The organism is Microbacterium sp. UMB0228 (genome assembly GCF_002871415.1).
Classification (GTDB): Bacteria; Actinomycetota; Actinomycetes; order Actinomycetales; family Microbacteriaceae; genus Microbacterium.
Genome location: NZ_PNFU01000003.1, coordinates 63,911 through 77,565 on the forward strand (window position 1 = coordinate 63,911; position 13,655 = coordinate 77,565).

A 13,655-nucleotide genomic window follows, 5' to 3' on the forward strand; every position below is an offset into this window, starting at 1 on the left:
CAGGCGGGTGTCCTGCCCGTCGTCCTGGACGAAGGGAGCGGTGTGCGATGGACGCGATGATGATGGGTGCCATGTCCAAGAACATGGAGTCGATGCCCGACATGGCGATGATGGACATGTCGGTGCTCCAGGCCTGTATGGACGCGTGTGCCGCCTGCGAGCAGGCCTGCACCGTGTGCGCGACGCAGGAGATGGACTGCGCCCCCGCGTGCATGAACTGCGCGGACATGTGCCACACGATGATGCGATCGATGCTCCGCATGCAGGGGATGACCCCGGCCACGATGATGGCGATGCTGGACGCGTGCATCGCGATGTGCCAGATGTGCATGGACGAGTGCATGCAGCACGCCGATCACAGTGACGTCTGCCGCCTCTGCGCTCAGGCGTGCCAGGCCTGCATGAACGCGTGCATGGCAGTCCGCGACATGATGATGGCGAGCGCCTGACCCGAGGGGATCAGGCCCTCGTCACACGACGGCGACGTTGAAGCGGGTGCGTCCCACGGCGAGCACGGCGTAGTCCAGGTGGAGGGCGACCGGGCTGCCGATGGCGGCCTCCAGCGCGGCGCCGGAGCCGTTCCACAGAGTGTGCGTGGTGCCGTCGAGCGTGCGGACGACGAGGTCTCCGGCGACCGGATCCGCTGCGGTCACGAACGCGTCCGCCCATCGCGCCGGGGTCGCCGCCGCGAGGCGCTCCTGGATCAGGTGCAGGGCGTGGCCGGGGGCCGACGAGGAGCAGCGGCCGCCGTTCCGGCACATGCACGTCGCACGCTCACGCACCTCGAGGGGCGGACGGCGGTGCAGCGGCGTGGACACGGGGACTCCTTCGGATCGGCGTCCGGCCAGAGTACGTCGACCGTGTCGGGATCCCGCAGCGATCCCGACACGCGGCGAAACAAACGGGTGTAGGCTCGCGGGGTGCTGTCGTCGATGAGCGCCCCCAGGGCGCGGAGCGGAGCTGCAGGCGCGTTCAGCGCCGCAGGCAGAGGCTGAGGACCGGCCGGAGGCGGAACCCCGTCCCCGGTGCTGCGTCGTACCCCGGCATCGTCCGGGTGATCCTCTGATCCGTCTCGCCGTTCCGGCGATCACACCGAAAGCTCTTCCTCATGCGTCCCATCGACGAGCGCGGCCTGCGCGCCTCCTTCTGCAACGCCTCCCGCAAGGAGGTCTCCGACATCACCCTGCCGCCCGGCTTCGCCGAGACCGATTTCGACCGGCTCGACTACCTCGGGTGGATCGACCCGAAGCTGCCCCGGCGCGCCTATGTCGTCGTGTGGATCGACGACGAGCCTGTGGGAGTCGTGCTGCAGCGCGCCGAGCAGCGCGTGCTCGCCCGCGCCCAGTGCTCGTGGTGCGAGGACGTGACGCTCCGCAACGACGTGCAGCTCTACGTGGCTCGCCGTGCCGGGGCCGCCGGTCGCAAGGGCGACACGGTCGGTGTGCTCGCGTGCGCGGAGTTCGGCTGCAACGCGGCGGTGCGCACGCTCCCGCCATTGGCCTATCCGGGGTACGACCGCGAGCTCGCGCGCGAGATGCGCATCCTGCGGCTGCAGGAGCACGTGACCGGATTCGTGCGCGAGGTCGCCCGGACCGACTAGGCCGTCACGGCGCGGACATGCGCGAGGGCGGGTGCCGCCCACGCCGCCGACAGCCGGGCGAACGCTTCGAAGCTGCGTCCGCCCGGCCAGTCGGCCGGCAGCATCGCCGGAGGCAGTCCCGGATCGGTGTAGGGCAGCACCCGCCAGCGGTCGATGAGGTGCACGTACGCGGGGAACGGCGCATCGGGGAGCGCCGCGAGCGAGGCCTGGAAGGCTTCGTGCTCGCCGCGCAGCGCGTCCAGGTCCCACCACGCCGCCGCGGCCTCGGCCAGCGTGCCGGCCGGGGCGGGGGCCGACGCGTCGAACAGCGTCGCCCAGCGGCGGGCACCGAGCTCGTCGAGGATCTGCTCCGCCTCCGCCCTGAGGTGCCCGGGGCAGATCCACAGGGCGGGGGAGACCACGCCGGCGCCGATCCACTGCAGGCGCCGGCGCAGTTGATGACGCACGCTGCGCGCACTCTCCGGGATCGAGAATGACACGAGGCACCACGGATCGTCGTCGGTCATCTCCTGCATCCGGAAGATCCGGCGGTCGCCGCGCTCCAGCATCGGCACCGCTGCCGGGCTCAGCCGGTAGCCGACGGCGTCGCGGTGCTCCGGCAGGAGTAGGCCCTTCTGCTTGAGGCGGGCGATGCCCGTCCGGGCGGGAGCGGCGGGGATGCCGAGGTCGGCGGCCAGCGCCACGAGATCGGCGGCCGAGATCCAGCCTCCGAGCGGGCGCAGATACAGGCCGATCAGGGTGCGCAGGAGCGAGGCGGTGCTGCCCGGGCGGGCGTCGATGTCATCGAGCACGACCGGCGCCGCGGGGTCAGGAGACACCGGACTCCAGCGCATCCCTGACCGCGAGCACCCCGGCGACGGTCTCGGCGTGCGAGGTGCTGAGCGGCGACAGTCCGAGCCGGATCCCATCAGGGAAGCGGAAGTCGGGGATGACGCCGTCGGCCCAGAGCCTCCGGGTGACCTCGCGGAAGTCGGGGTGGCCGATCGTGATGTGTCCGCCGCGTCGCGCCGGGTCGCGAGGGCTGAGCAGGCGGACATCCAGCGGCGCGAGCAGCTCGTCGTACGCCCGGACCGCGAGCGCGGTGAGCGACTCCGACTTCGCGCGCACGCCGTCGATCCCCGACTGCTCGATGAGGTCGATCATCCCCTGCATCGCGAGCATCGAGGTCACCGGGGGCGTGCCGCTGAGGAGCTGACGGATGCCGTCGGCGGGGACGTACTCCGGGCCCATGGCGAAGATGTCGGCTGCGCTCCACCAGCCCTGGATCGGCTGCCGCAGCAGGCCCTGCAGGTCGTGGCGGAGGTAGGCGAACGCGGGCGATCCCGGGCCGCCGTTGAGGTACTTGTAGGTGCAGCCGACGGCCATGTCGACGCCCCAGTCGTCGAGCTGCATCGGCACGACGCCCGCCGAGTGGCAGAGGTCCCACAGCATGAGCGCCCCCGCGTCATGGACGACGGCGGTGATGGCGGCCATGTCGGCGAGGGCGCCGGAGCGGTAGTCGACGTGGCTGAGCGAGACGAGCGCGGTCCGCTCGGAGACCACGGCCGCGACGTCGTCGACCGTGACGCCGTGCACCGGGTCGGGCGTGATCCAGCGCAGCGTGGCCCCCATCTCCGCCGCGACGCCCTCGGCGAGGAACCGGTCGGTGGGGAAGTTCCCCTCCTCGATCACGAGCTCCGTCCGCCCCGCGGGTCCCTGAGCCGCGCCCGCCGTGGGTCCCTGAGCCGCGCCCGTGGGTCCCTGAGCCGCGCCCGTGGGTCCCTGAGCCGCACCCGCGGGTCCCTGAGCCGCACCCGTGGGTCCCTGAGCCGCACCCGTGGGTCCCTGAGCCGCGCCCGTGGGTCCCTGAGCCGCACCCGTGGGTCCCTGAGCCTGTCGAAGGGCCCCCCGCATGAGCTTGTAGAGCAGGACGCTCGTGGAGTCGGACACGACCGTCTGCCCCGCGCCCGCGCCGAGGGCGACGGCGCCGATGCGGTCTCCGAGCTCCATCGGCAGGGCCATCCACTGCTCGTCCCAGGAGCGGATGAGGCGGGTGCCCCAGTCCTCGCGCACGAACGCGGCGAGTTTCTCCGGCACGTCGCGCAGCGGCCGCCCGAGCGAGTTGCCGTCGAGGTAGGCGGTGACGCCCGGGGCCTCGACGAACGCGTCGAGGTGCGCGGCGAGCGGGTCGGCCGCGTCCAGGGCGCGGGCGGCGTCGAGGAGGGCGGTGTCGGCGGAGCGGTCGGTCATGTCACACCTTCAGGTCGGCGGCGGTGAGGGGGCGGGCGGCCAGGGGATCGGCGGATCGCGGTGGCAGCAGGAGGAGGAGAGCGCGGGGATCGAGCGGGTCGACCGGCGCGAGGGCGCGGAGGAGGGCGTCGTCGTCGAGCCCGGCGGTGCGGAGGGCATGGACCTCGTCGGGGTTCAGGTCGACGGGGGTCGGACCGTTGCCCATGTCGGTGCCGTAGCGGACGGTGCCGCCGGCGGCATGGAAGCGGGCGGCGTTGTCGATCGCGATGGCCCTCGCGGCGGGATCGTGGATGGCGAGGGTGCTGATCCAGGAGGCCCGGACGGCCTGCTCCGCGATCTCCTCGTCATCCAGACGCTCGGTGAACGGGGCGTGCGCGAGCTGGCTCGCTCCGAGGCGGACGACGCGCTGGGCCTCGCCAGGGCCCTCGGCGTGGGCGACGACGGGGAGGCCGTGCGCAGCGGCGAGCTCGACGATCGCGCGGAAGAGGGCGTCGGAGAAGACCGGGCCGGCGGTGCTGTTGCTCGCGACCTTGATGCCGGAGGCACCGGCCGCCGCCAATTCCTCGATAACGGTCGCGGCCGCCGCGGAGTCGGCGATCTCCCGGACCGAACCCGCCGGCGCCCATGCACGGTCCGAAGGGTACCCGCCGGGGGGAGTGAGGAACGCGCCGGCGTAGTCGACGGTGCGCGACGCGTCAGAATCGCGTCGGGTCGACGAATCTCCGGAGTGGTGCCGGGCGATCCCCGCGACCGTGGACGGATCGCCGCCGAGGTCGACCACCCGCCCGAGGCGCGACGAGGCCAGGAGTGCATGGTCGACGAGCTGCAGATGCACGTGGTGGTCGGTGAAGCCGCCGACGATGCGTCCGACCAGGGGTGGGGTGCCGGGGGAGGGTGCCTCGTCGCGGAGCTGGGGGCGCCCGTCTGCGCCGAGCCCGACGACGCCGTCGCGCCAGCGCTCGCCGCCGAAGAACGTCGCCGCGAGCATCAGGAGCCGAGCTCGGTGCGGACGGTGTGGAGCTCTGGGAAGAACGTCAGGTCGAGGGCGCGCTGCAGGAAGCCGACGCCGCTCGATCCACCCGTGCCGGCCTTCATCCCGATGGTCCGGGACACGGTCTTGAGGTGGCGGAAGCGCCAGAACTGGAAGTTGTCCTCGAGGTCGACGAGGTCCTCGCAGGCCTCGTAGAGGTCCCAGTGGGTGCGCGGGTCTTGATAGATCGCGCGGATGGCGGGTACGAGGGCCGGGGTCTCGCGGTACGGCTGGCGCACGTCCCGGTCGAGGATCTCGCGCGGGACGGGGAGCCCGCGGCGCGACGCGTAGCGGAGGAACTCGTCGTACAGCGTGGGCTTCTCCCACTCGGCCGTGAGGAGCGCGAGGTTCGCGGGGTGGTCGCGGAAGACGCTCAGCATCTTCTCGTTCTTGTTGCCCAGCGCGAACTCGACGGCGCGATACTGCACCGACTGGAAGCCGGACGAGTTGCCGAGCGCGCCACGGAACTGGGCGTACTCCGTCGGGGTCAGTGTCGCGAGCACCGACCACTGCTGCGTCATCACGTCCTGGATGCGCTTGACCCTGGCGATGCGCTTGAGGGCGTCGCGCAGGTCGTCGGCCGCGAGCAGCTCCCGCGCCGAGCTGAGCTCATGCAGCAGCTGCTTCAGCCAGAGCTCCGTCGTCTGGTGCTGGATGATGAACAGCATCTCGTCGTGGTGCTGCGGGGCGCTCACCGGGTGTTGTGCCGTGAGGAGCTGGTCGAGCGCGAGGTACGAGCCGTAGGTCATGCGACCGGAGAGGTCCGTGACGATCCCGGACTCGAGCGCGCGTTCGTTCTCGGTGTGCATCCCGTGAACATATCACTTCCGTGCCGGTCGTCACAGAGACGTTATGTCCAGATCCCGGTCCAGCTGCACGACCCGGCGACAGCGGCACGGGTATCCGGAGCGTTCGGTCGTGCGCCCGTGCCCGGCTCGTGCATCCGTGGCGGGGTCGTGCACCCGTGCCCGGTCCGCCTGCACGACCGGGGGACGGATGGACAGACGTCCGGCGGAACGAGTCGTGCGTCCGTGGCGGGGTCGTGCAACGGTGGCAGCCCCGCGCCGGACGAAAGGGGCCGGGTCAGCGGGTGTGCGCGTCGAGGAAGGCGATGGTGTCCGCGAGCGCCTTCCGGGCCTCGGGGAGATCGAGGTGGAACTGGTACTCGTGCGGGAGCTCCGGCTCGTGCGGCGCGGGCCAGAACACCGGCGTCACGTCGACCCCGAGCTCCTGGAGCCGCTTCGACATCGGGATCGACTGGAGCCAGGTGAGCCCGTCGCCGTTGCCGCCGGAGATGTAGGTCGCGGGGAAGTCGGCCGTGACCCAGTCGACGGTCGACATCGTGGCGCCTGTCGAGTCCTCCGCCCAGGTCTTCGTGCCGGAGTACGCCCACATCGCCGACTTGAAGCCCCATCCCGCGACCCCGTCGAGTTCTGCCAGTGCGGCGAGGTCGTAGACGCCGCAGTTCAACACGGTCGCGACGAGCTGATCGGCGCGGATCGACGGGCGGATGCCGAGGATCTCGGCGTAGTCCGGATTCGTGATGAGCGTCGCCATCTGGCTGGCGAGCTGGGCCCCGGCGGAGTCTCCTGCCAGCACGATGCGCCGCGGATCGACGCCCAGTTCCGCCGCGTGCGCGTCGATGTAGGCGAGGGCCTCGTCGAGCTGGTGGACGGCGAGCGGATACACGCCCTCGGGTCCGCGGGTGTAGTTCACGCCGATGGTCGTGTAGCCCTCCGCGGCGAGGATGCGGAGGTACGGGTCGACGTCCTCCTTCGATCCCGAGATCCAGGCGCCTCCGTGGATCCACACCACGGTCGGCAGTGCGCCGTCGGCGGACGCGGGGCGGAAGACGTCCATCGTCGTGTCCGCGCCGGCGTCACCGTAGGCGACATTCTTCCGCTCGTCGAGGGCGGTGTCCGGGACATGCTTCGTCATCTCGGCGGCGGTCTCGTCACCGCCCTTCGTGAACACGGAGCGGATGATCATCGCGGACGGCCAGGGGGTGAGCGCGCCGACGATCGCGGCGACGGCGGCGACCGCGGCGAGGGTGCCCACGGCGATCTTCGTGCGACGCCAGGGCTTGCGGGCAGGCTTCGAGGGGGCGGGCGCGGCGTTGCTCCTGAGGTCTTCCACGGCCTCAGTGTGCCAGCATCCCTCCTCGTGGGATCGAAAACGTTCCGGAATCCCCGCACAAGGGTGCGTTTTTGATCCCGACGCCGGGTCGGGCCTGGGGAGGGGGGTCAGGGGGAGAGGAGGGGGGCGGTGTCGGTCACGGTGACCTGCGGGGGATACAGGGACATCACCTGCACGGCGGCGGCGTGGTTCTCGGCCGTGGAGCCGGCGCAGGCATCCGCCGCGAGCGTCACGCGTGCCCCGGCGTCCGCGGCAGCGAGAGCGGTGGACACGACGCAGCAGTCCGTGGACACACCTGCGAGCACGATCCGACCACCGCGCCCCACGATCGCCTCCAGCTCCGGACCCCACTTGCCGAACGTCGGGAGGTCGACGGTGGGATGAGGAGACAGGCCTTCCGCCTCGGGGACGAGCGCGTACAACGGGTCGTCGGCGGGGCGGTCGGCGAACGGCCACGCGGCGAAGTAGTCGCCCCAGGAGGTCGAGCGGTCGGCCGTCGGCAGCCACCGGGTCACGAGCACGCGCTCGCCGAAGGCGTCCGCGAGGCGCCGGATGTTCGTCATCGCGGAGGCGAAGAACGGCGAGCCCCAGGCGGAGTCGGGCGACGCGAAGATCACCTGCGGATCGACCACCACGAGCCAGCTCTCGCCCGGAGAGCCTGCCGCCTCCTCGGCCCCGGATCCTGTCGCCCCCTGGGTCCCTGAGCCCGCCGCCCCCTGGGTCCCTGAGCCTGCCGCCCCCTGGGTCCCTGAGCCTGTCGAAGGGCTCACGACTCCTGCCGCCGGATCTTCCCCGCCCGCGCGAACCAGGTCACGAGGAACGAGAGCACGAGCGCCATGAACACCCCGAGGTTCGCGTACGCCCAGTCCCCGTCCGTTCCGCCGACGAGGAACAGGAGGTATCCCTGCCAGTTGTTCCACGGCGCCGCGTCGGCGAAACCGTTGAGCACGAGGCCCCAGCCGATCACGCTCGCGACGACCATGGTGCCGATCGCGGTCCAGTCCCAGGCGCCGTAGCGGCCGCGGCTGTCGAACAGGGCCTCCTCGTCGTAGTCCTTCCGGCGACGCAGGATGTCGGCGATGAGGATGCCGGCCCAGGAGGCCAGCGGCACGCCGAGGGTGATGAGGAAGCTCTGGAACGGGCCGAGGAAGTCGGTCGCGAAGAACACCACGAAGATGGTGCCCGCGGTGAGGATCGCGCCGTCGATCGCCGCCGCCGACGGCCGCGGGATGCGGATGCCGAGGCTGAGCAGGGTCAGGCCGGAGGAGTAGATGCCGAGCACCGCGCCGGAGACGAGCGCGAGCACGGCCGTGAACAGGAACGGCACGAGCACCCACACGGGCAGGATGCTCGCCAGTGCACCGATCGGATCGGCGGCGATCGCGACCATGAGCTCCTCGTCCGATCCCGCGAGCAGCAGACCGAAGACGACGAGGATGACCGGTGCCACCGAGCCGCCGATGGTGTTCCAGGCGACGATCGCCCCGTCGGACGCGGTGCGCTTCTGGTAGCGCGACCAGTCCGCGGCGATGTTGATCCAGCCCAGCCCGAATCCGGTCATCACCATGACGAGCGCGCCGACGACCTGGCCGATGCCCCCGTCAGGACGGGCCAGCACCGCGGCGAGGTCGATGGTCGGCGCGGCGAGGATGATGTAGACGATCGTCACGATGCCGGTGATCCACGTCAGCACCGACTGCAGCCGCATGATCGTGTGATACCCGAGCACGGAGGCCGCGACGATCAGCGCGGCGACGATCACGGTCGCGAGGATCTTCAGCAACAGGCTGTCGCCGTCGCCGCCGAGCTGCGTGATGACGGTCGCCGTCGCGAGCACGGCCATGATCGCGAGGAACGTCTCCCACCCGATCGACGTGAGCCAGGACACGATCCCCGGCACCTTCTGCCCCTGCACGCCGAACGCGGCCCGGGAGAGCACCATCGTCGGCGCCGACCCGCGCTTGCCCGCGATCGCGATGAGCCCGCAGAGCAGGAACGACACGACGATGCCGATGACCGAGACGACCGTCGCCTGCCAGAAGGAGATGCCGAAGCCGAGCACGAACGAGCCGTACGACATCCCGAACACCGAGACGTTCGCCGCGAACCACGGCCAGAACAGGTCACGGGGCTGGGCGGTCCGCTCGGACTCGGGGATGATCTCGATGCCTGCACGCTCGATGAGAGCCGGCCTGATGTCGGTCATCCTCACATCCTGGCACTCCGGGGGCGCACTCCGCGCGGCCCGATTCAGCCGGCGAAGAAGGCCCCGGCCACGCGGGTCAGGTCGTGCAGGTCCGAGACCCCGGCGAGCTCGCGGGCGGAGTGCATCGAGAGGATCGGGATGCCCACGTCGACCGTGCGGATGCCGAGCCGGGTTGCGGTGATCGGGCCGATCGTCGAGCCGCACGGCACGCTGTTGTTCGAGACGAACTCCTGCGTCACCACCTGGGCCCGATCGCACCAGTTCCGCCACGAGGCGGCGCCGACCGCATCGGTCGCATAGCGCTGGTTGGCGTTGAGCTTGAGGATGGGTCCGGAGCCGAGCACGGGCTGCACGACGGGGTCGTGCCGGCCGATGTAGTTCGGGTGCACGGAGTGCCCCACGTCGCTGGACAGGCACCACGACGACGCGTACGCCTGGCGGCGGGCGGAGCCGTCGGCGCCGAGTCCTGCGTACAGCCGCTCCAGGACGTCCTCGAGGAAGGGGCCTGCGGCGCCGGAGCGCGACTCGGAACCGAGCTCTTCGTGGTCGAACGCGGCGAGGATCGCGATCGGCGCGCCCGCCACGGGGGCGTGTGCCGCGAGGGCCACGACGCCCGCGTGCACGGAGGCGAGGTCGTCGAGCCGGCCGGAGGCGAAGAACGCGTCGTCCTTGCCGAACACGGCGCCCCGCGCGGCGTCGGCGACCACGACGTCGTAGCCGCGGATCTCTGCGGCGTCGATGCCGGCGGAGTCGGCGAGCTCGGCCAGCAGATCGGCCTCGGTCGGATCGCCCAGACCCCACACCGGCTGCGTCTCGGTCTGCTTGTCGAGCGCGAGGCCGTTGTTGACCCCGCGATCGAGGTGGATGGCGAGCTGGGGGAGGCGCAGCAGGGCTCCGGTGTCGGCGAGGACGACCCGGCCGTCGGCGAGGGCGAGCCGGCCCGCGAGGCGCAGCTCCCGGTCGAGCCAGGAGTTCAGCAGCGGACCGCCGTACACCTCTACGGCGGCCTGCAGCCAGCCGCGGGCTCCGGTGGTCGGCTGCGGCTTGAGCTTGAAGCCGGGGGAGTCGGTGTGCGCCCCGAACACGTGCACGGGCGTCGTGGCGGTCGCGTCCTCCGGCACCACCCACGCGATCGTCGCGCCGTCGCGGACCACGAGGTACCGGCCTCCGGGCTGCGCAGGCCAGGCGTCCTCCTCCTGGAGTCGTGTGAATCCGGCCTCCTCCAGGCGGCGGGCCGTCTCGGCGGCAGCGTGATAGCTCGACGGGGAAGCGGCGACGAAGTCGGCGAGGTCCTCGGCGTGGGCGAGGGCGTCCGGGGTGACGGGCATGGCATGACCTTCCTGCGCGGGGTGTCCTTCGAGCGTAGTCGCGCCGGTCACCGCGCCCTTCCCGGTCGGGGATAGGGTGGTGGCGATAGCGCCTAGGGTTCCGGGGTCTGCGCCCGTCTGGTCCGAGCGGCGCCACGGTCCTCCTCCGCAGGGGGACCGTCATCTGACAGGACAAAAGCCCGGAGGACCCGATTCGTCGCGCCCGCGGCGGAGGGAAGGGTCTGCCGTGTCCGCTGTCGCTCTCGTCCTCGTCCTCGCCGCCGCGATCGCCCACGCGTCCTGGAACGTCATCGCGCACGGCATCAGCCGCGCCGGCTCGCCGTTCCTGTGGTGGGGTGCGGTCGCCAGCACGGTCGTCTGGATCGGCGCCGTGCCGTTCACGGGCGGACTCGGTGCGGCCGACCTCGGCTCGTTCGCGCTCGGGGTCTCGGTCTCCGCGGTCCTGCACGTCGCGTACATGGCCGTGCTGCAGCGCGGCTACCGGGAAGGCAGCCTCTCGACCGTCTACGCGACGGCGCGGGGCACCGGCCCCTTCCTCTCCGTGATCGTCGCCGTGCTCCTGCTCGGCGAACGCCCCTCGGCCCTGGCGCTCGTCGGCGTCGCGGCGGTGATCGCCGGGGTCGTCGCGATCGGGTTCGTCGACCGCCGTCCGGCGGGCAGCCGGCGCCGTGTCGACCCCGGGCTCCTGTTCGGTGCCCTCACCGGCGTCGCGATCGCGGTCTACACGATCTGGGACGCCCACGCCGTCCGGGAGTGGGAGCTGTCTCCCGTGGCGTTCATGGTCGGCACCACTCTGCTGCAGGTGCCGTTCTACTCCGTGGCGGTGCGGGGACGATGGGGTGCGGTCGTGGCGCTGGGGCGCACGCAGTGGCGCCGCATCCTCGCGTTCGGCATCCTGTCGCCGCTCTCCTACATCCTCGTGCTGACCGCGATCCAGATCGCTCCGGTGGCTCTCGTGGCACCGCTGCGGGAGGTCAGCGTCGTGCTCGTGAGCCTGTTCGGCGCCTTCGTCCTGCGCGAGTCGCGGCCCGGCTGGCGGATCGGCGCCTCGCTGGTCGTGCTCACCGGGATCGTGCTGCTCGCGCTCTGAGGCGGAGGCTCACCGGAAGGTGACGAGGCCGGCGTGGGCGGCCGTGACGAGGATCTGCACGCGGTCACGCAGGTGCCACTTCGACATCATGCGACCGAGGTGGGCCTTCACTGTCCCCTCCGAGACGATGAGCGCCTTGGCGATCTCGGCATTGGACATGCCCTTCGCGAGGCACTGCAGCACTTCCTCCTCGCGCTCGGTGAGCGGTTCGAGGGTCTCCGCGGCGGCTGTGGGAGTGGAGTCGCGCACGTGGCGGATGAGCATCGACGCGATGCGGGGCGACAGCGAGCTCGCTCCGGCGAACACCTCGCGCACACCCGTGACGATCTCCTCCGCACTGGAGTCCTTGAGCAGGTAGCCGGAGGCGCCGGCGCTCAGCATGGGCAGCACGGTGTCGCTGCCATCGAGCGTGGTCACGGCGAGGATGCGCACGTCGGGCCACCGTTCGGCGATCGCCGCAGTCGCCTCGATGCCGTTCATCTCCGGCATCTGGACGTCCATCATCACGACGTCGGGCTTCTCGCGCTCGACCGTCGTGAGGGCCTCCACACCGTCCTCCGCCTGCGCCACGACCGTGATCTCGGGCGCGCGCGACACGAAGTGCGACAGCGCGGAGCGGACCAGAGGATCGTCATCGACGATCACGACGCGGATTTCCTGCATGGAGGAAGCCTAACGGCGTGAAGCGGGCGCTCTGAGGATGTAGACCTTTGGCTATCGAGGTCTGGACGAACGCCAGATGTGCGCTCCGCGCGCCGCCGAGAAGATGAATACAGACATCGACAAACGACCACATCAAGGAGGTGAACAGTATGTCTTTCTGGCAGCAGGTTGGCAAGCTCTTCGGTCTCTACCGCTAGAATAGCTGGCAAATAGGAGATAGCGCACCATGGCCTTCGACCAGACGAAACGGGCGACGCCCGAAATCTTCCGCCTCGGTCGAGGAGAGCGGCTCAGCCGCGTGGAGCGCTATGTCATCCTCGCGATCATCTGCATCATGATCGCCGTTGACGTGAGCGGACTCATCACCGATCCGGACGTCAATCCCCTCACATCCGCGGTGAGCATCGCTTCGACCGCGGTCTTTGCCCTATTTCTCTGGTCCCCCCTCGTCGCGACCTGCGCGATGGGAGTGGCCCTCGGACTCTCTTTCCTCACCGGAACCGAGACCCAGGTGCTCATCACCGCCGCTTTTGCGGCGGCCCTGGTGATGCGGTTGGGATGGACGTCACTCGTCCTCTCGTACACGGCCGGATTCCTGGTCGCGACAGGCGTGATCGCCTACGGTGACTCGGAAGTGCCGGTGAACGTCGGCATCTATCTGATCTTCGCAACCGCGGCCGGTGCCGTCGGGCTCGCGCTTCGTCTCGCATTCGCGCGGGGTCGTCGCCTCGAGCACGAGCTGGAGGCTGCGGCGGAGCAGGAGCGGGAAGCCGTCCTCGCCGAGCGACGATGGATCGCCGGCGAGCTGCACGACAGCATCGCGCACCACCTCACGGTGGTGTCGCTGCACGTGCAGCTGCTCGAAGACCCCGAAGCAAGCGATGGCTCCCGGGAGGCGATCCGTGTCGCCGCTCGAAAAGCCATGACCGACCTCCGTTTCGTGATCGACCTCGCCGACGATGGGCCTCGCGCCGCGGGCATGCCGACGGGCGACCTCGTCGCGGCGGTCGAGGAGGCGCAGACCGAGTTCGAAGCGGCCGGGCACGACGTCATCCTCGATGGCGACCCCGGCGACGAACGCATCCCCCGGGCCGTGGAGATCGTGCTCGCGCGCATCGTGCGCGAGTCGGCCACCAACGTCCTGAAGTATGCGGGCCCCGGTACCGTCGAGATCCGTCTCGCCGTGGACGACGACAAGGCCCACCTGTCGCTGCGCAGCCCGCTGCCCACGACGCCACGTCGCGAGCTCTCCTCCAGCCGGACCGGACTCGGACGGATGGCCGAACGCGTGATGGGAGCCAGCGGCGAGTTCAGCGCCGGGGAGGTGGACGGGCATTGGCTCGTCTCCGCCGTTTTGCCGGTGGTGTGAGCCC

At 70.8% G+C, this 13,655-nt stretch carries 14 protein-coding genes; 4 read left to right on the plus strand and 10 right to left on the minus strand.

Features of this window, described 5'->3' with window-relative positions:
- Window positions 1-47 precede the first annotated feature (47 nt).
- On the plus strand, window positions 48-449 hold the full coding sequence (locus CJ226_RS07540) for a hypothetical protein (RefSeq protein ID WP_025102514.1): 402 nt from the start codon (window positions 48-50) through the stop codon (window positions 447-449).
- A 21-nt stretch (window positions 450-470) separates the two neighbouring features.
- Here CJ226_RS07540 and CJ226_RS07545 read toward each other — a convergent pair whose 3' ends face one another.
- Entirely contained in the window at window positions 471-818 is a 348-nt protein-coding gene (locus CJ226_RS07545) for a hypothetical protein (protein WP_180964567.1), read from the minus strand.
- Window positions 819-1,108: 290 nt separating this feature from the next.
- Here CJ226_RS07545 and CJ226_RS07550 point away from each other — a divergent pair, with 290 nt between their 5' ends.
- Window positions 1,109-1,600 carry an FBP domain-containing protein gene (locus CJ226_RS07550; RefSeq protein ID WP_102208810.1) on the plus strand — a complete coding sequence of 164 codons (492 nt, stop codon included), beginning with the start codon at window positions 1,109-1,111 and terminating at the stop codon, window positions 1,598-1,600.
- On the opposite strand, the gene CJ226_RS07555 is transcribed toward CJ226_RS07550, so the two are convergent.
- The 8 genes from CJ226_RS07555 to CJ226_RS07590 all read right to left on the minus strand — a co-directional run bounded on the left by CJ226_RS07555 (window position 1,597) and on the right by CJ226_RS07590 (window position 10,529).
- Window positions 1,597-2,418, minus strand: a complete 822-nt coding sequence (locus CJ226_RS07555) for a PaaX family transcriptional regulator C-terminal domain-containing protein (RefSeq protein WP_102208811.1) — start codon at window positions 2,416-2,418, stop codon at window positions 1,597-1,599. The two genes, CJ226_RS07550 and CJ226_RS07555, sit on opposite strands and share 4 nt — an antisense overlap.
- Window positions 2,408-3,829, minus strand: a complete 1,422-nt coding sequence (locus CJ226_RS07560; RefSeq protein ID WP_102208812.1) for a kynureninase — start codon at window positions 3,827-3,829, stop codon at window positions 2,408-2,410. Before CJ226_RS07560 ends, CJ226_RS07555 begins: the two co-directional genes overlap by 11 nt.
- Before the next feature lies 1 nt (window position 3,830).
- A complete protein-coding gene (locus CJ226_RS07565) occupies window positions 3,831-4,817 on the minus strand; it encodes an amidohydrolase family protein (RefSeq protein WP_102208813.1) in 987 nt (328 codons plus the stop codon).
- Entirely contained in the window at window positions 4,817-5,668 is an 852-nt protein-coding gene (locus tag CJ226_RS07570; RefSeq protein WP_102208814.1) for a tryptophan 2,3-dioxygenase, read from the minus strand. The genes CJ226_RS07565 and CJ226_RS07570 overlap by 1 nt, the downstream gene beginning before the upstream one ends.
- A gap of 274 nt (window positions 5,669-5,942) precedes the next feature.
- Window positions 5,943-6,995, minus strand: coding sequence for an alpha/beta hydrolase (locus CJ226_RS07575; RefSeq protein WP_062636854.1), 1,053 nt, complete (start codon window positions 6,993-6,995; stop codon window positions 5,943-5,945).
- A gap of 107 nt (window positions 6,996-7,102) precedes the next feature.
- Window positions 7,103-7,630, minus strand: a complete 528-nt coding sequence (locus CJ226_RS07580) for a cysteine hydrolase (RefSeq protein ID WP_102208815.1) — start codon at window positions 7,628-7,630, stop codon at window positions 7,103-7,105.
- A gap of 131 nt (window positions 7,631-7,761) precedes the next feature.
- Entirely contained in the window at window positions 7,762-9,201 is a 1,440-nt protein-coding gene (locus CJ226_RS07585) for a cytosine permease (protein ID WP_102208816.1), read from the minus strand.
- Between the two features lie 44 nt (window positions 9,202-9,245).
- Window positions 9,246-10,529, minus strand: coding sequence for a M18 family aminopeptidase (locus CJ226_RS07590; protein ID WP_102208817.1), 1,284 nt, complete (start codon window positions 10,527-10,529; stop codon window positions 9,246-9,248).
- 226 nt (window positions 10,530-10,755) lie between these two features.
- Here CJ226_RS07590 and CJ226_RS07595 point away from each other — a divergent pair, with 226 nt between their 5' ends.
- Entirely contained in the window at window positions 10,756-11,619 is an 864-nt protein-coding gene (locus CJ226_RS07595) for an EamA family transporter (RefSeq protein WP_102208818.1), read from the plus strand.
- Between the two features lie 9 nt (window positions 11,620-11,628).
- Here the strand turns inward: CJ226_RS07595 and CJ226_RS07600 are convergent, their stop codons facing one another.
- The gene (locus CJ226_RS07600) at window positions 11,629-12,282 is read right to left on the minus strand and encodes a response regulator transcription factor (RefSeq protein WP_231729504.1); all 654 of its coding nucleotides are present in this window, start codon (window positions 12,280-12,282) and stop codon (window positions 11,629-11,631) included.
- 226 nt (window positions 12,283-12,508) lie between these two features.
- On the opposite strand from CJ226_RS07600, the gene CJ226_RS07605 reads away from it, so the two are divergent.
- Window positions 12,509-13,651 (plus strand): sensor histidine kinase, encoded by a 1,143-nt coding sequence (locus CJ226_RS07605; RefSeq protein ID WP_102208819.1) that lies wholly within the window; start codon window positions 12,509-12,511, stop codon window positions 13,649-13,651.
- Window positions 13,652-13,655: the final 4 nt, after the last annotated feature.